The sequence below is a fragment of the Streptomyces stelliscabiei genome, from assembly GCF_014873495.1.
GTDB classification, from domain to species: Bacteria; Actinomycetota; Actinomycetes; order Streptomycetales; family Streptomycetaceae; genus Streptomyces; species Streptomyces bottropensis.
Window position 1 is genome coordinate 2,815,807 of the sequence record NZ_JADBGF010000001.1, and the last position, 17,164, is coordinate 2,832,970.

Consider the following 17,164-nt stretch of genomic DNA (forward strand, 5'->3'; position numbering starts at 1 on the left):
TGCTATGTGAATCTGGTCGCGGCCCTGGCCCCTAGACCCCCTTCAGGAGGCAGATCACCATGGCCAAGAACAAGAAGCAGGACCGCAAGCAGCCGCAGTCCGAGCGTGGTCGGCAGGAGACCCAGCAGCCCTCACTGGAGTCGCAGACCGAGACGCGCATGCCGCAGGTGACACCCGGCGACATGGCCCGCAAGGGCCGGCAGAAGCGCTTCGGTCACAACTGACATCGCGGGCCGGGCCGTTGCAGCCCGGACACACCGAGGGGCGCGTCCGTGACACCGGACGCGCCCCTCGCGAAGTTCACGCCTGTCGCGCTCCGCCGGGCCTCGCTCAGCCGGCCAGGCAGGACGGACCGAGCAGCACCTTCAGATCGCCGAACAGGGCCGGGTCGGGCTTCACCCGGTGCCGGTCCAGGCGCAGCACGGTCGTCTTGGTGGGGCCCTGGAGCCGGATCCGGACCTCGCTGTCGCCCTTGTGGTGGGTCAGGATCTCGCCGAGCCGGCTGACCATGGGCGGGGTGACACGGGTGGCCGGGATGGTGAGGATCACCGGCGCGTTGGTGCCCGCGTTCGACAGGTCGGGGACCTGCATCTCCATGGCGACCAGCCGCGGCACCTCCTCGCGCTTGTCGAGGCGGCCCTTCACGAAGACGACCGCGTCCTCGACGAGTTGGGTCGAGACGAGCTGGTAGGACGCCGGGAAGAACATGCACTCGATGGAACCGGCGAGGTCCTCCACGGTGGCGATGGCCCAGGCGTTGCCCTGCTTGGTCATCTTGCGCTGGAGGCCGGAGATGATGCCGCCGATGGTGACGACCGCGCCGTCCGCGTGCTCGCCGCCGGTGAGCTGGGCGATACCCGCGTCGGCCTTGTCGGAGAGCACGTGCTCCAGACCGAAGAGGGGGTGGTCGGAGACGTAGAGGCCGAGCATCTCCCGCTCCTGGGCGAGGAGATAGGTCTTCTCCCACTCGTCGGTGGTGAACTCGACGTCGAGTCCGAAGCCCGGCTCGCTGCTCTCCTCCTCGCCCATGCCGCCGAAGAGGTCGAACTGGCCCTCGGCCTCCTTGCGCTTGACCGCGACCACGTTGTCGATCATCGAGTCGAAGTGCGCGGTGAGGCCCTTGCGGGTGTGCCCCATCGTGTCGAAGGCGCCCGCCTTGATCAGCGACTCGGTGGTGCGCTTGTTGCAGGCGACGGCCTCGACCTTGTCGAGGTAGTCGGGGAAGGAGGCGTACTTCCCCTTGGCCTTGCGGCTGCGGATGATCGACTCGACCACGTTCGTACCGACGTTGCGCACGGCTTCGAGGCCGAAGAGGATCACGTCGTCGCCCTGGGCGGCGAAGTTGTGCTCGGACTCGTTGACGTTCGGCGGGAGCACCTTGATGCGCATGCGGCGGCACTCGTTGAGGTAGACCGCCGACTTGTCCTTGTCGTCCTTGACCGAGGTGAGCAGCGCGGCCATGTACTCGGCCGGGTAGTTCGCCTTGAGGTACGCGGTCCAGTAGGAGACCAGTCCGTACGCGGCGGAGTGGGCCTTGTTGAAGGCGTAGCCGGCGAAGGGGACCAGGACGTCCCACAGGGCCTGGATGGCCTCGTCGCTGTAGCCGTTCTTCTGGGCGCCGGCCTGGAAGATGGTGAAGTTCTTCGCCAGCTCGTCGGGCTTCTTCTTGCCCATCACGCGGCGCAGGATGTCGGCCTCGCCGAGCGAGTACCCGGCGATGATCTGGGCGGCCTTCTGCACCTGCTCCTGGTAGACGATCAGGCCGTAGGTGACCGCGAGGACCTCCTGGAGCGGCTCCTCCAGCTCCTTGTGGATCGGGGTGATCTCCTGGCGGCCGTTCTTGCGCTCGGCGTAGTTGATGTGCGAGTTCATGCCCATCGGGCCCGGTCGGTACAGGGCCGAGACGGCGGAGATGTCCTCGAAGTTGTCGGGCTGCATCTGGCGGAGCAGGGAGCGCATCGGGCCGCCGTCGAACTGGAAGACGCCGAGGGTGTCACCGCGGCAGAGCAGTTCGAAGGTCTTGGGGTCGTCCAGCGGGAGGGCGAGCATCTCCAGGTCGATGCCCTTGTTGGCCTTCACCATCTTGATGGCGTCGTCCATGATCGTGAGGTTGCGCAGGCCCAGGAAGTCCATCTTCAGCAGGCCGAGCGACTCGCACTGCGGGTAGTCCCACTGGGTGATCGTCACGCCGTCGGTGTGCCGCACCCAGATCGGGGCGTGGTCGACGATGGGCTCGCTGGACATGATCACGCCGGCCGCGTGCACACCCATCTGCCGGACCAGGCCCTCGACGCCCTTGGCGGTGTCGATGACCTTCTTCACGTCCGGTTCGTTCTCGTACATCGACCGGATCTCGCCCGCCTCGCTGTAGCGCGGGTGGGAGGGGTCGGTGATGCCGTTGAGGTCGATGCCCTTGCCGAGGACGTCGGCGGGCATCGCCTTGGTGAGCCGGTCGCCCATCGCGTACGGGTAGCCCAGCACGCGCGCGGAGTCCTTGATGGCGTTCTTCGCCTTGATCTTGCCGTAGGTGCCGATCATGGCGACCTTGTCGGCGCCGTACTTCTCGGTGACGTACCGGATCACCTCGACGCGCCTGCGCTCGTCGAAGTCGATGTCGACATCGGGCATGGAGACGCGCTCGGGGTTGAGGAACCGCTCGAAGATCAGGCCGTGCGGGATCGGGTCGAGGTCGGTGATGCCCATGGCGTACGCGACGATCGAGCCGGCGGCGGAACCGCGGCCGGGGCCGACCGCGATGCCCTGGCTCTTGGCCCACATGATGAAGTCCGCGACGACGAGGAAGTACCCCGGGAACCCCATCTGGATGATGACGTCCATCTCGTACTCGGCCTGCTTCTGCCGGTCGTCGGGGATGCCGCCGGGGAAGCGGCGCTCCATCCCCCGGCGGACCTCCTCCTGGAACCAGGTGACCTCGGTGAAGCCGTCGGGGATGTCGAACTTCGGCATGAGGTTCTTGGCCTCGAACATGCCGGAGGTGTCGATCTGCTCGGCGACCAGCAGGGTGTTGGCACAGCCCTCCTGCCAGGCGTCCGAGGAGTCGACGGCGTACATCTCCTCGGTGGACTTCAGGTAGTAGCCGGTGCCGTCGAACTTGAAGCGGTCCGGGTCGGAGAGGTTCTTGCCGGTCTGGATGCACAGCAGCGCGTCGTGCGCGGTCGCCTCGTGCGCGTACGTGTAGTGCGAGTCGTTCGTGACCAGCGGCGGGATGCCGAGCTTCTTGCCGACGCGGAGCAGGTCCTCGCGGACCCGGTGCTCGATGTCGATGCCGTGGTCCATCAGCTCCAGGAAGTAGCGGTCCTTGCCGAAGATGTCCTGGTACTCCGAGGCCGCCTTCACCGCCTCGTCGAACTGGCCGAGGCGCAGCCGGGTCTGCAACTCGCCGGAGGGGCAGCCGGTGGAGGCGATGAGCCCCTCGGACCACTGGGAGATGGTCTCCTTGTCCATGCGGGGCCACTTCTGCAGCCAGCCCTCGGCGTACGCGTCGGAGGAGAGCTTGAAGAGGTTGTGCAGGCCCGTCCTGTTCGCCGCCCAGATCGTCTTGTGCGTGTAACCACCCGAACCGGACACGTCGTCGCGCTTCTGGTGCGGCTGGCCCCACTGGATCTTGCGCTTGTTGCGCCGGGACTCGGGGGCGACGTACGCCTCGATGCCGATGATCGGGGTGACGCCGGCCTTCTTGGCGGTGTGGAAGAAGTCGTAGGCCCCGTGGAGGTTGCCGTGGTCGGACATCGCGATGTGGGTCATGCCCATCTCGTTGCACGCGTTGAACATGTCCTTGAGCCGCGCGGCACCGTCCAGCAGCGAGTACTGGGTGTGGACGTGCAGGTGCGTGAACGGCGGCTTTGACACGGCTTCGGCCTCCAAGGGACACAACAGGGGAAACAGGCGTGAACGGCATCCCCACGGGCTACGGACAGTCTGGGGGACAGCGTCGAAGTCTATGCCTCGGGACTGACACCGCGAGGGGTGTCCCCCGTACCTTTCGACAGAGAGTCGCGGGCACTCGCGCGCGGCTTCGCACGTTGAGAGTTCGACCCACCCGTGATCATCAGGAGGCACCCCGCGATGTCGGTTCCACAGCTCGACGACGAGCGACGCGGCGAGGAGATCCTCGCCGTCTTCGACACCGCCTTCGGCCAGCTCCTGGCCGCCGATCCGGCCGCGTTCCGCGTGAAGTTCCGGAAGATGGCGGCCTCGGCCTTCGCGTTCTACCGGGGCACGGCGTGCCTGTTCTACAAGGATCTGGACGACGAGAAGGCCGCCGGTCCGTTCCTGGACGAGCGCACCTCCCGCGTGTGGATCCACGGCGACCTGCACGCGGAGAACTTCGGCACGTACATGGACTCCACGGGCCGTCTGATCTTCAATGTGAACGACTTCGACGAGGCGTACGTCGCCCCCTTCACCTGGGACCTGAAGCGCTTCGCCGCCTCCGTGGCGCTCATCGGATACGCGAAGGCGCTCGGCGACGAGCAGATCACGGAGCTGGTGGAGACCTACGCGGCCGCCTACCGCGAGCGGATCCACGCGGTGGCGACCGGCGCCAAGCGGGACGAGGTGCCTCCGTTCACGCTCGACACCGCCCAGGGCCCGCTGCTGGACGCGCTGCGCGACGCCCGCTCGTTGACCCGCTTCGGCCTGCTGGACTCGATGACGGAGATCCGCGACTTCGAGCGCCGCTTCGCGCCGGGGGGTGGTTCCATCGAGCTGGACGCGGCCACGCGCTACAAGGTGCTGGCCGCCTTCGACGGCTATCTGGAGACGCTCCCGGAGTCCTCGCTGACCCGCCCGGACTCCTACCGGGTGAAGGACGTCGTCGGCCGCCGGGGCATCGGCATCGGCTCGGCGGGCCTGCCGTCGTACAACATCCTGCTGGAGGGGCAGAGCGACGCCCTGGAGAACGATGTGGTGATCTACATCAAGCAGGCCCAGACCCCGGCCGTCTCCCGGCACATCACCGACCAGCGGATCCGTGACTACTTCCAGCACGAGGGTCACCGCACGGTGATCTCGCAGCGGGCCCTGCAGGCCCACGCCGACCCGTGGCTGGGCTGGACCGAGCTGGACGGTGCCGGGCAGCTGGTCGCCGAGGTGTCGCCGTACGCGGTGGACCTGGACTGGAGCGACATCGACGACCTGGAGGAGATCGCGACGGTCGTCGCCGACCTCGGCCGGGCCACGGCCACGATGCACGCGGCGGCCGACGACCTGACGGGGCAGTCCCTGGTGCCGTTCTCCACGGAGCGGGCCATCGACGCGGCGATCGCCGCAGACGAGGAGGGCTTCGCACCGCTCCTGGTGGACTTCGCGCACGCCTACGGGGCTCGCGCGCGCAAGGACCACCAGATCTTCGTCGACCTCTTCCGCAACGGCCGGATCCCCGGCCTGCGCAACCACTGAGCACACGCGGAAGGGACACCGACGCGGACGAGACGTCGGGCACTCACAGGGACCTTTTAGCGGTCCCTTACGTGCCCGCGTGGGACACTCTCAGTCGCCATGGACATATCCGGGACCCACTTCAGAGCCGTGCGCGCGGCGCTGTTCACGGCTGTCGTCGTGACGCTCGGCACCGCGTCGCACGTGCTGCTGTCCGGGGTCCCGCTCCCGCTCACCGTCGTCGGCGCGATCACCGCCGCCGTCTTCCTCGTCGCCTACGCGCTGGCCGGCCGCGAGCGCGGCTTCGGGCGGATCGCCGGCGTGTTGATCCCGCTGGAGCTGACCGCCGACACGGTCTTCACCGCGGGTCAGCACGCCTGTTACGGCGAGGCGGGCGGCCCCGTCACGGGTCCGCTGCGCCAGGTCGGGCTGGACGTGCTGTGCGGCGGCGGCAGTGTGGGCGCGCCGCTGGCGCGGGTCGCCGGCGGTTCCGAGCGGGCGGCGGCGCTGCTCGCGGGCGCCGGTCCGGGGGTCGCCTGGCTGCTGCTCGCCGCGCACATCGGCGTCGGCCTGCTGGCCGCCGCCTGGCTGCGGCGCGGCGAGCGGGCGCTGGCCCAGCTGCTGGACGCGGCGGTCGCCGCGGGTTTCCGGCCGCTGCTGATCGCGGTCGCCGCGGTCCTGGTGCGGCCCCCGCGGGCCCAGCACCGGCCGACGCGCACCGCGCACCGTACGACCAGTGCCCGCACCCTTCTCCACACGCACTCCCTGGGGCGGCGTGGACCGCCGTGCTCGGTCACCTTCGCGTGACCACCTCCTGAGCACGAACAGGTCCCCCTCACATCTCTGCGCGCACCACGTGTGCGCGTCTCCCAGGGAGTTCATCCACATGAGCAAGCGGAACAGCAGCGCGGCGAAGTCGGCGGCCCGTGAGCGGCTGCGTCTGGAGCGCGAGCGTCAGGCCAAGCGCGCGAAGGTCAGGCGGCAGGCGATCGTGGCGTCCTCGATCGTCGCGGTCCTCGCGATAGCCGGCGGCATCGGCTACGCCGTCGTCCAGAACAACCAGCCCACCAAGTGGGAGGAGGCCGCCAAGGCCACGGTGGTGGCCCCGGCGAACACCTCGGGCAAGAACGGCACCACCGTGCTGATCGGCGACTCCACGACCAAGAACGTGGTCCACCTGTACGAGGACCCGCGCTGCCCGGCCTGCGCCGCCTTCGAGCAGACCGTCGGCGAGACGGTGAACAAGGGCATGAAGGACGGCGACTACAAGCTCTCCTTCACGCTGGGCACCTTCCTGGACGGCAACCTCACCGGCGAGGGCTCGAAGAACGCGCTGAGCGCCCTCGGCGCCGCCCTGGACGTCAGCCCCGACGCGTTCCTCGCCTACAAGACCGCGCTGTACTCGACGAAGTACCACCCGGAGGAGACCACCGACGAGTTCGCCAAGGACGGCTATCTGATCAAGGTGGCGAACACGGTCGACGCGCTGAAGAACGACAAGAAGTTCCAGGACGCCGTGAGGAAGGGCACCTACGACGCCTGGGCGATGAGGATGAGCAAGTCCTTCGACGACGCCGACGGGGTCAAGTCGACTCCGACCATCAAGATCAACGACAAGGTGATCGCCAATCCGTCGACGGTCGCGGACTGGGAGAAGGCGCTCAAGGACGCGGGCGTCACCAAGTAGCGGGCCGCAGGCGGCGGCAGGCGGCCGCCGCAGGGCGCGCGTGAACGGGCGGGCGCCCCGGAGAACGGCTCCGGGGCGCCCGCCCGACGGCGGCTGCGGCGGCTGCGGGGGCTACGACGGCTCGGCGGCTACGGCGCGATGTACGGCTTCACGCGCTTGCGGTAGTCCTCGGCACGGACCTCGTTGTAGTACTTGTCGGCGTCCTCGTCGTCCGAGGTGAAGATGTAGACCGGGCACTCGTCGGACTCGGCCTTGCCCTTGTACGCGTACTGCTCCTTGCCGGTGCGCGCCTCGACGACCCGCACCCGGTACGAGGTGTTGTACGTCCGGATCTTCAGCGGCTTGCCGTCGGCCTCCATGTCGCAGACCTTGCCGGTCGCGGTGGCCTTCGTGCGCTCGACGCAGACGACCAGCTCCGCCTCCTCCGGCTTGTCCTCGTAGCCGAGGAACCAGCCCTTGGGGAAGTCGCCGTCGACGGGCACGCTGCTCGTCCAGCCGTCGCCGGTGCTGTTCATGAGCTGCGCCGGGTGCACGGTCTTCTTCGCCCGGTCGTAGGCCGGCAGCCCTTCGAAGCCGAGCCCGTCCGAGCAGACCCGCTCCAGGTCCTGGGTCGTCACCGGGACCTCCGGTTCGTCCGCGGCGGCCCCGCCCGACGACGATCCGCCGCCGCTCCCGGCCCCCGTGGTCGCGGCGGGTGACGAACACCCGCACAGGACCGCGCCCAGCACTCCTGCGGCGACCCAGATCCGGGCACGCTGCATGACGACCTCCCTGCCGAAAGAAAAAGAGGCAGGCAGGGCATGTCCCCCCGGGTCATGCCCTGTCCCCCCTGCCCTGCCGAACAGAAGCCTGCCGGACGCCGGGCCCCCGGATATCGGGGAAGATCCCCCATGTAGTGGTGCGACCCCCGGGGAAGTGGGGGCTACCCTGTACGCGCCTCGAAGGCGCATTCGAGGGGTGCCCGGCGGGGGTTGCGTACGGGGGCGTACGCGGGTTGCCACGACCATCCCGACAGGGCGCAGGGGGCCTGCAGTTGTCGTCGTTCTCTTCGATGCCGTCGTCGTTCTCCTCGACGCGGTCCTCGGCGTACTCGTCGGTTCCGGCGTTCTCGCCCTTCTCGTCCCTCACGTCCTTCTCGTCGTTGTCGTCGCCCGCTCCGGTGGGCAGACAGGCGGAGCGGGACCTGCTGACGGCTGCCGTCGGGGCGGCCCGGGACGGTCGGGGTTCGTCGGTGTTCGTGCTGGGCGAGCCCGGTATCGGCAAGTCCCGGCTCGTCGAGGACGCCGCGGCGGCCGCCGCCGCTGCCGGGGCACGGGTCCTGCGCGGGCGCGCCGCGTCCGCCGGGCGGGCCGTGCCCCTGCGTCCGCTGGCGGAGGCGGTGTTCTCGGGGTTACGGGGCGAGGGGGCGCCCTCGGGCGGGGATCTGGGCTTCTACGAACCGCTGTTGTCCCGGCTGTGCGGGCTGGCACCGCAGGACGGCGCCCCGCTCGTCGGGTACGCCGAGGCGGTGCTCCGGCTCCTGCACGTCCTCGGCCGGGAGGGCGGCTGCGTCCTGGTGCTGGAGGATCTGCACGACGCGGACGCCGACACGCTCGCCATCGTCGACTATCTGACGGACAACCTCTCCGGCCAGCGTGCCGTGCTGCTGGCCACCCTGCGCGGCGAGCCCGGCCCGGCGCTCGCCCTCGCCGAGGGCGCCACGTCCCGTCGTACGGCCCGCACGGTCCGCCTCGCCCGCCTCGGGCCGGGCGGCACCGCCGAGCTGGCCGCCCGGTGTCTGGGCCACGACACCGCCGAGGACGTCCCGGCGGCGGTGCTGGACCGGCTGCACACCGTGTCCGAGGGCGTTCCCTTCGTGGTGGAGGAACTGCTGCGGGCCATGGTCGACGGCGGCGGTCTCGTCCGGGACGACTCCCGCTGGGCGGTGACCGGCTCGCTGGACGCCGGCGTGCCCGACACCGTCGCCGCCGCCGTCCTGCAGCGCGTGGACCAGCTGCCGGCGGCCGGCATCGCCCTGCTGGAGGCGGCGGCGGTCCTCGGCAGACGCTTTCCCGTGGACATCGCCGCCCGCGCGGCGGGCCTGGACCACGCCACCGCCCTCACCCAGCTCCGCCACGCGGCCCACGCCCACCTGGTCTCCGACGCCACCACCGCGTCGGATCCCGGCTGGCACACCTTCCGCCACGCCCTCACCGCCGACGCCATCACCCGCCGCCTCCTCCCGCCGGAGCGCACGGCCCTGTGTCTGGCGGCGGCGGACGCGATCGAGGCGGCGAAGGGGGTGGGGCGTCAGGAGGCGAGCGCCGGCGGTCCGGGCTTCGACCGGGCAGGCCTCGACGCGGCGGACCTTGCCGAGGCGGACCTTGCCGAGGCGGGCCTCGAAGGGACGACCGCCGACGGGACCGATCCGACACGCCCGAGCAGCTGGGACGGACGCGGCGAACACGAGGGCGGCGGGAGCCACCGTGTCGGCCTCTCCTCCGGGTCGGACCACCCCCGCCGGCGCCTGGGCGGAGACGCCGACGACGACCTGTACCGGCTCGCCGCGGAGCTGTGCGTGGCCGGAGGGCGGTCGGCGCGGGCGGCCGTGCTGCTCGTCCGGGCCGGGCGCCAGGCGGTCGCGCGGGGTGCGTTGCTGACGGCCGTGGAACTCCTCGACCGGGGTCTGGAGCTGACCGCCGACACACCGGACGCACCGCCCGAGGCCGTGGCCCGGCTGCTGGAGGAACTGCTCGACACGCTGGTCCTCACCGGAGACGTACGGCGCGTGCCCGAGCTGGGAGACCGGCTGGACCGGGTCCTGACGGTCTCGGGCGCGCCGGCCACGCGCCGGGCGGCGGGCTTCCTGGCCCGCGCGCGGGCCGCCGCGACCGCCCAGCAGTGGGAGGGCGGCCTGACCGCCGTACGTCGGGCGAGGGAGCTGCTCGGCGACACGCCCGACCCGGCGGCCCGCGCGGCCCTGGACGCGGTCGCCGCCCACCTGGTGCTCAACTCGCAGCGCCCGGACCGGCTGGAGGGCGCCCGTGCGCTCGCCGAGGGCGCCGTCGCGACCGCCGAGGAGGTGGGGCTGCCGGAGGTGGCGTGCAAGGCGCTGAACATGCTCGGCTACTGCCTGCGGCCCCGGGACCTCGGCGAGGCGGAGGACGCGTTCGCCCGGCTGGTCGCCACCGCCGAGGCCCACGCGCTGCCGGTGTGGCGGATCCGCGGCCTGCTGGAACTGGGCGTGCTCGACCGTGTCCGGTTCACCGGCACGGACCGGCTGCTCGCCGCCCGCGCGGCCGCCGAGGACACCGGCGCGGTGCTCCTGACGGCCTGGGCCGACATGCACCTGACCCTGGCCCACATCCTGCGCGACGAACACGACCGGGCGACGGAGTCCGCGCGCCGGCTCCGGGCGACGGCCCGCAGACTGCGGCTGCGCGAGGTGGAGCTGATCGGCGTCGGCGTGGACGGCATCATCGCCGCCTCGCTCGGGGAGCGGGAGAAGCTCGACGCCACCCTGCGCACCCTGGAGCGCGCACTCGCCGGGCGGAGCGCCGGGGCCCTGTGGGGCTACGCCGACACCTCCGTGTGGGGCTGGGCCCAGGGCATCTGCTCCCTGCTGCGGGAGGAACCCGACCGCGCGCTGGCCGAGTTCACGGAGGCGGACGGGGTCATGCGGGCACTGCCCAGCACCGGTGGCGTGACCGGCTTCCTCGGCCCGTACCTCCTCCTGCGCACCCTGCGCGGCACGGCCGACTGGGGCGACCTGGACGGCCCCGGCACCGAACGGCTCGCCCAGGTCCAGTGGGACCGCCCCTTCGCCGGCTGGTCCCGAGCCGTCCTGCTGGGCCGCGAGGGCCGCGCCGCCGAGGCCGCCAAGGCGGCGGAGGAGGCGCTGACCGGCACCGCCGGGATCCCCCTGGCCGCGCATCTCTGTCTGCGCCTGGGTGCCGAGGCCGCGCTCGCCGACGGCTGGGGCCGGCCCGTCGAATGGCTGCGTGCCGCCGAGCAGTTCTTCCACGAGCGGGGCACGACCCGCGTGTCGGCCGCGTGCCGGGCGCTGTTGCGCGACGCGGGCTCCCCCGTGCCCCGCCGCCGCCGGGGCCACGACACCATCCCGGCAGAGCTGCGGCGCGCGGGGGTGACCGCACGGGAGTACGAGGTCCTGCGGCTGCTCGGTGCCCGGCTGGGCAACCAGGAGATCGCCGAGCACCTGTTCCTCTCCCCCCGCACCGTCGAGAAGCACCTCGCCAGCCTCCGTGACCGCACCGGCCGCCCCGACCGCGCCGCCCTGATCGCACTGGCCAGGAAATACGCCGACGAGCGGTGACCGGCGGGCCGGCTCGTGGGTCGGCCGCCGGCCCAGACGGCGGGACAGCGGACGGTGTTTCCTCGGCGCCCGGCCCGCCGTGGCACGGCCGCTGACGACTCCTCAGCCCGCCCCGGCCCGCGCTCGCCACCCGACGTACAGCGCACAACCGTCTGAACTCTGCGCGGATTTCAGGCTTCTGTCTTACCCCCGGCCCTACCGATCAGTAATCTCATCGGCCGTGACCAGTCGCAGATCTCACTCCCGCCCCGACTCCCCCGCCCAGCCCACGGGTTCGGCCGCCCCGAGTCGCCGTACGGTCGTCAAGGCGGCCGCCGCCGGGGCCGTTCTCGCCGCGCCGCTCGCCGCCGTGATCCCGGCACACGCGGCGCAGTCCCCCGCCTTCCTGCACGGGGTCGCCTCCGGCGACCCGCTGCCCGACGGTGTCCTGCTGTGGACCCGGGTGACGCCCACCGCCGCCGCGATACCCGGTTCCGGTCTCGGCCCGGACATCGAGGTCGGCTGGACCGTCGCCCTGGACAAGGCGTTCACGAACATCGTCGCCAAGGGCTCGACGACCGCGACCGCCGCCTCCGACCACACCGTCAAGGCCGACGTCCGCGGCCTGCTGCCCGCCACGAACTACTGGTTCCGCTTCTCGGCCGGCGGCACCGACTCGCCCGCCGCCCGCACCCGCACCGCCCCGGCCGCCGACGCCACCACCGCCAACCTGCGCTTCGGCGTGGTCTCCTGCGCCAACTGGGAGGGCGGCCACTTCTCCGCCTACCGCCATCTGGCCGCGCGCGGCGACCTGGACGCCTGGCTGCACCTCGGCGACTACATCTACGAGTACGGCACCGGCGAGTACGCCACCCGCGGCAAGGTCGTACGCCCGCACGCGCCGACCCACGAGATCGTCTCCCTCGCGGACTACCGCGTCCGGCACGCCCGCTACAAGACCGACCCGGATCTGCAGGCCCTGCACGCGGTCGCGCCGGTCGTGGCCATCTGGGACGACCACGAGATCGCCAACGACGCGTGGTCGGGCGGCGCCGAGAACCACACCGAGGGCGCGGAAGGCACCTGGGCGGCCCGGAAGGCGGCGGCCAAGCAGGCGTACTTCGAGTGGATGCCGGTGCGCCCGGCGCTCGCGGGCACCACCTACCGCCGTCTGCGCTTCGGCAAGCTCGTCGACCTCTCCCTGCTGGACCTGCGCTCGTTCCGCTCGCAGCAGGTGGGCGTGGGCGACGGCGAGGTCGACGACCCGGACCGTACGCTGACGGGCCGGGCCCAGCTCGACTGGCTGAAGGCCGGGCTGAAGTCGTCCGACACGACGTGGCGGCTGGTCGGCAACTCGGTGATGATGGCGCCGTTCGCCCTCGGCAACCTCACGGCCGACCTCTTCGAGCCCCTCGCGGAGCTGCTCGGTCTGCCGAAGGAGGGCCTCGCCCTCAACCCCGACCAGTGGGACGGCTACACCGACGACCGCCGCGAACTCCTCGCCCATCTACGGCAGAACGCGATCGGCAACACGGTCTTCCTCACCGGCGACATCCACATGGCCTGGGCCAACGACGTACCGGTCAACGCCGGGACGTACCCGCTGTCGGCCTCCGCCGCCACCGAGTTCGTGGTCACCTCGGTCACCTCCGACAACCTCGACGACCTCGTCAAGGTCCCCGAGGGCACCGTCTCCGCGCTGGCCTCCCCGCTCATCCGCGCCGCCAACCGGCATGTGCACTGGGTCGACACCGACCGCCACGGCTACGGCGTGCTGGACATCACCGCCGCGCGGGCCCAGATGGACTTCTACGTCCTCTCCGACCGTACGAAGCCCGACGCGACGTCCTCCTGGGCACGCTCGTACCGGACCCGGAGCGGAACCCAGAAGGTGGAGCGGACGTACGACCCCGTGTAGGGCGCGATGAACCAGCCGCGGGACTAGAGGGTTTCGAGGAAGCCGAGCGCCACCCGCCAGGTGGCCTCGGCGGCCTCCTCGTCGTAGTCCGGCAGCTCGGGGTCGGTGTAGAGGTGGCCGGCTCCGGCGTATCTGTAGACCTCGACGTCGGCCCCGACCCTGCGCATCTGGAGGTACCAGGCGCTCAGCCAGTCGTCCGGCTCGAAGGGGTCGGGCTCGGCGACGTGCAGTTGGACGGGCAGGTCGTCCACGGACGCGGTGGCGGCGATGTCCGAGGTGCCGTGCAGAAGCAGCAGCCCGCGCGCGTTCTTGTCGCCCAGGGCCAACGTCTGGGCGGTCGCGGCTCCCAGGGAGAACCCGGCGTAGACGAGGCCCCGCTCCGAGTACGGCGCGGCGGCCAGGACCGCCCGCTTGAGAAGCTCCTCCCTGCCCAGCTCCTCGTTGAAGGCCATGCCGTCCTCGACCGTGTCGAACGTCCGTCCGGCGAAGAGGTCGGGGGTCCACACCTCGTGTCCGGCGGCGCGCAGCCGGTCCGCCGCGTCGCGCACGGCGGGCCGCAGACCGTAGGTCGAGTGGAAGAGCACGATGTTCATGAGTCCATCGTGCCAGCCGGGTCCGACAGCCGGCCCGCCGACCGGTTCCCCGAGCAGCCCGCCGGCCGGTTCGGCGGCCGGTTCGCCGTACGGCCGCGACGCCCGTACCCAGAGCGCGTCGGAAGTCACATGTTCATGACCCCGCGCGGCCGGTTACGTTCGAAGGCATGGAGAATCTACTCCGCCCATTGATCGTCGTCGGCGGTTCGGTCGTCCTCACGCTGCTCATCGGCTGGACGACCGACCTGCTGCTGCGCAAAGCGGACCAGCGGCACCACGAGACACCTCTGTGGGGCCTGCTGCGCCGCGGCCGCATCCCCTACCAGCTGGTCCTGTGCGCGGCCTTGCTCAGAGCGACGTACGACGAGGCGCAACTGCTGGAGCAGCACCGGACCGCCGTCGGCCGCACCCTGACGCTGGTGCTGATCGGCTCGACGGCCTGGCTGGTGATCCGCATCGCGGCGGCGATAGTGGAGACGACGTACAGCCGTTACGCCCGCGTCCACCGCGACGCCGCCCGGGTACGCCGGGTGCGCACCCAGGTGACGCTGATCATGCGGGTGGTCTCGGCGATCGTCGGTGTGGTCGCCGCGGCCACGATGCTGCTGACCTTCCCGGCGATGCGCGCGGCCGGCGCCTCGCTGCTGGCCTCGGCCGGACTGCTCGGCATCGTCGCCGGTATCGCCGCGCAGTCCACGCTGAGCAACCTCTTCGCCGGGCTGCAGATCGCCTTCGGCGACATGGTCCGCCTCGGTGACGTGGTCGTGGTGGAGGGCGAGTGGGGCACGGTCGACGAGATCACCCTCACCTTCCTGACGGTCCGCACCTGGGACGAGCGCCGCATCACGATGCCGGTCTCGTACTTCACCTCGAAGCCCTTCGAGAACTGGTCCCGCGGCGGCGCCCAGATGACCGGCACGGTCTTCCTCCACGTCGACCACGCCGCGCCGTTGCCCGCGATGCGCGACAAGCTCCGCGACATCCTGCGGTCCTGCTCCGCGTGGGACGGCCGTCACTACGACCTGACCGTCACCGACACGACCCCCTCCACCATGGAGGTACGCGCCCTCGTCACCGCCAAGGACCCGGACGACCTGTGGACCGTCCGCGTCACCGTCCGCGAACAGCTCGTCCACTGGCTCACCGAGACCCACCCGTACGCCCTCCCCCGCGTCAACACCGCCGACGCGGTCCTCTCCCCGACCCACCCCAACGGCCACGTCGACGGCCGCGTCCCCCGCCTCACGCGCAGCCGAGTCCACGAACCCCCGAGGTCGACGGGCAGAGGCTGACAGACCGCGGGTGCGGACTCAGCGGCCGTTCACGCCCCCTGAGCCCGCACCCGCGCCTGCGCCCCGCGCTCCCGTCGCCCCGGACCACGTCAGCCGAGCGACCAGGGAGGCAGGGGCGGCCCGTCCGGCGAGCGGCCAGGGAGGCAGGGGCGGCTCGCCGCCGAGCGACCAGCACGCGCACCCGCCGACGGCGCTCGACCCCACAGGAGACCCGCGCGTCTCCACCTGGGAGTCACAGGCGGTGCGCGGGTGGGAGACCCGACGGCGAGACCTCCCACCCACCCGCAGACGCACCCGCACCCGCATTCACACCCACCGACTCACCGCAGCCGGCCCGCCAACTCACCGCAGACTGCGCACATCCAGATGCCGCAGCACCCGGTCCACCACCTCGGGATTCGCCCCCGGCTCACTGCGCGCGGCCAGCACCTCGTGCCGAGCCGCGCTCAGCATCTCCCCCTGGATCCGCCGCATCCGGCGAAGCCTGTGCACCCGCTGCTCGTGCCCCTCCCGGCGCTCGTCCTCCCCCACCTCCGGGCTGATCCGCACCCCGATCTCGAAGGCCCGCCGCAGCAGCCGCTCGGACATCTCCTCCGGCAGCTCCTCCGTCTCCTCGATCTCCTTCAGCCGCCGCTTCGCCGCCTTCGCCGCCCGCACGGCCAACACCTTCTCGAAATCCTTCTCGGCCCCTTCATCCGCCCGTACCCCCAACCACCGCACCAGCCGCGGCAGGGTCAGCCCCTGCAGCACCAGCGTCGCCATGATCACGCCGAACGCGATGAACACGATCTCGTCCCGGTCGGGGAACGGCGCCCCGCTCTCGGTCTCCAGCGGAATCGCGAGCGCCAGCGCCACGGACGCCACCCCCCGCATCCCCGACCACCACATCACCACGGTCTCACGCCACGACACGGGAATCTCCTCGTCGTAGTCCCGCTTGGCGTGCAGCCGCCGGGCCAGCCAGGTGGCCGGCAGCAGCCATGCCAGCCGGACGAGCACCACGACGACCACGACGGCCGCCGCCCAGCCGAGCATCTCCTGCCACCGCCCGGACGCCGTACGGATCGCGTTGTGCAGCTCCAGCCCGATCAGCCCGAAGGCGACGCCGGTGACGAGCGTGTCCACGACGTCCCAGACGGTGTGCCCGGCGAGCCGTGTCAGGACGTCGTCCGCCCCGAGCGCGTACTCCGCGAGGAACAACGCGGTCGTGAGCACCGCGAGCACCCCGGACCCGTGCAACTCCTCGGCCATCACGTACGACGCGTACGGCACGAGCAGGGTCAGCCCGATCTGCAGCGTCGCGTCCTCCAGGAAGTCCATCAGCTTGTTGGCGGCCCAGCCGAGCACGATCCCCACGACGACGGCGACGACCCCCGACAGCACGAGCTGGAGCGCGGCCTGGGGCCAGGAGAAGGATCCGCTGACGGCCGCGGCGATGGCCACGTGGTAGAGCACGATGGCCGTGACGTCGTTGAAGAGACCCTCGCCCTCCAGGATCGACACCAGTCGGCGCGGCAGCCCGAGTTGGCCCGCCACGGCCGTCGCCGCCACCGGGTCGGGCGGCGCGACCAGAGCGCCGAGCGCGAGGGCCGCCGCGATCGGCAGACCGGGCACGATCGCGTGTGCCACGGCGGCCACGGCGGCGGTGGTCACGAACACCAGCGCCACGGCCAGCAGGAGGATCGGCCGCAGGTTCGCCGTGAACTGCCGCCAGGAGGTCCGCCGCACCGCCGCGTAGAGCAACGGCGGCAACAGCAGCGGCAGGATCAGCTCGGGCGGGATCTGCACGTTGGGCACGAAGCCGGGTACGGCGAGGGCGATGCCCAGCAGCGTCATCAGCACCGGCGCCGGCAGTTTCAGCCGCTCCCCCACCGGCACACTGACCACGGCCCCGACCAGCAACACGAAGAACAGGGCCAACTGATCCATGGGGCGCTCCGCTGGTGCTAGACGATCAAGACCGGCCAGTCTTCAGGGTGCCCC

Annotated in this window: 11 protein-coding genes; 7 read left to right on the top strand and 4 right to left on the bottom strand. The window is 71.3% G+C overall.

The window, feature by feature from the left end:
• Nucleotides 1–59 precede the first annotated feature (59 nt).
• The gene (locus H4687_RS12380) at nt 60–224 is read left to right on the top strand and encodes a hypothetical protein (protein ID WP_097250403.1); all 165 of its coding nucleotides are present in this window, start codon (nt 60–62) and stop codon (nt 222–224) included.
• A 106-nt stretch (nt 225–330) separates the two neighbouring features.
• Here H4687_RS12380 and dnaE read toward each other — a convergent pair whose 3' ends face one another.
• Nucleotides 331–3,870, bottom strand: a complete 3,540-nt coding sequence (dnaE, locus tag H4687_RS12385; RefSeq protein ID WP_046912721.1) for a DNA polymerase III subunit alpha — start codon at nt 3,868–3,870, stop codon at nt 331–333.
• 216 nt (nt 3,871–4,086) lie between these two features.
• Between dnaE and H4687_RS12390 the strand changes: the two genes are divergently transcribed.
• From H4687_RS12390 to H4687_RS12400, 3 genes are all read left to right on the top strand, one after another.
• Nucleotides 4,087–5,421, top strand: a complete 1,335-nt coding sequence (locus H4687_RS12390) for a DUF2252 domain-containing protein (protein ID WP_046912708.1) — start codon at nt 4,087–4,089, stop codon at nt 5,419–5,421.
• Nucleotides 5,422–5,520: 99 nt separating this feature from the next.
• The gene (locus H4687_RS12395; protein WP_046912707.1) at nt 5,521–6,207 is read left to right on the top strand and encodes a hypothetical protein; all 687 of its coding nucleotides are present in this window, start codon (nt 5,521–5,523) and stop codon (nt 6,205–6,207) included.
• Between the two features lie 79 nt (nt 6,208–6,286).
• Nucleotides 6,287–7,087 carry a DsbA family protein gene (locus tag H4687_RS12400; RefSeq protein ID WP_046912706.1) on the top strand — a complete coding sequence of 267 codons (801 nt, stop codon included), beginning with the start codon at nt 6,287–6,289 and terminating at the stop codon, nt 7,085–7,087.
• A gap of 128 nt (nt 7,088–7,215) precedes the next feature.
• On the opposite strand, the gene H4687_RS12405 is transcribed toward H4687_RS12400, so the two are convergent.
• Entirely contained in the window at nt 7,216–7,848 is a 633-nt protein-coding gene (locus tag H4687_RS12405; protein WP_046912705.1) for a hypothetical protein, read from the bottom strand.
• A gap of 272 nt (nt 7,849–8,120) precedes the next feature.
• Between H4687_RS12405 and H4687_RS12410 the strand changes: the two genes are divergently transcribed.
• Nucleotides 8,121–11,399, top strand: coding sequence for a helix-turn-helix transcriptional regulator (locus H4687_RS12410; protein ID WP_225966667.1), 3,279 nt, complete (start codon nt 8,121–8,123; stop codon nt 11,397–11,399).
• A 220-nt stretch (nt 11,400–11,619) separates the two neighbouring features.
• Complete coding sequence (locus H4687_RS12415) at nt 11,620–13,296, top strand: alkaline phosphatase D family protein (protein WP_046912703.1); 1,677 nt, start codon at nt 11,620–11,622, stop codon at nt 13,294–13,296.
• Between the two features lie 23 nt (nt 13,297–13,319).
• Here the strand turns inward: H4687_RS12415 and H4687_RS12420 are convergent, their stop codons facing one another.
• Nucleotides 13,320–13,889, bottom strand: coding sequence for a dienelactone hydrolase family protein (locus tag H4687_RS12420; RefSeq protein ID WP_046912720.1), 570 nt, complete (start codon nt 13,887–13,889; stop codon nt 13,320–13,322).
• Nucleotides 13,890–14,056: 167 nt separating this feature from the next.
• Between H4687_RS12420 and H4687_RS12425 the strand changes: the two genes are divergently transcribed.
• A complete protein-coding gene (locus H4687_RS12425; protein ID WP_046912702.1) occupies nt 14,057–15,181 on the top strand; it encodes a mechanosensitive ion channel family protein in 1,125 nt (374 codons plus the stop codon).
• 342 nt (nt 15,182–15,523) lie between these two features.
• Here the strand turns inward: H4687_RS12425 and H4687_RS12430 are convergent, their stop codons facing one another.
• On the bottom strand, nt 15,524–17,110 hold the full coding sequence (locus H4687_RS12430) for a Na+/H+ antiporter (protein WP_046912701.1): 1,587 nt from the start codon (nt 17,108–17,110) through the stop codon (nt 15,524–15,526).
• Nucleotides 17,111–17,164: the final 54 nt, after the last annotated feature.

Bases quoted from the DNA above. Each gene is read 5' to 3' on its own strand.
- H4687_RS12380 (WP_097250403.1), top strand. From the start codon at position 60: ATGGCCAAGAACAAGAAGCAGGACCGCAAGCAGCCGCAGTCCGAGCGT.
- H4687_RS12390 (WP_046912708.1), top strand. From the start codon at position 4,087: ATGTCGGTTCCACAGCTCGACGACGAGCGACGCGGCGAGGAGATCCTC.
- H4687_RS12395 (WP_046912707.1), top strand. From the start codon at position 5,521: ATGGACATATCCGGGACCCACTTCAGAGCCGTGCGCGCGGCGCTGTTC.
- H4687_RS12400 (WP_046912706.1), top strand. From the start codon at position 6,287: ATGAGCAAGCGGAACAGCAGCGCGGCGAAGTCGGCGGCCCGTGAGCGG.
- H4687_RS12405 (WP_046912705.1), bottom strand. From the start codon at position 7,848: ATGCAGCGTGCCCGGATCTGGGTCGCCGCAGGAGTGCTGGGCGCGGTC.
- H4687_RS12420 (WP_046912720.1), bottom strand. From the start codon at position 13,889: ATGAACATCGTGCTCTTCCACTCGACCTACGGTCTGCGGCCCGCCGTG.
- H4687_RS12425 (WP_046912702.1), top strand. From the start codon at position 14,057: ATGGAGAATCTACTCCGCCCATTGATCGTCGTCGGCGGTTCGGTCGTC.
- H4687_RS12430 (WP_046912701.1), bottom strand. From the start codon at position 17,110: ATGGATCAGTTGGCCCTGTTCTTCGTGTTGCTGGTCGGGGCCGTGGTC.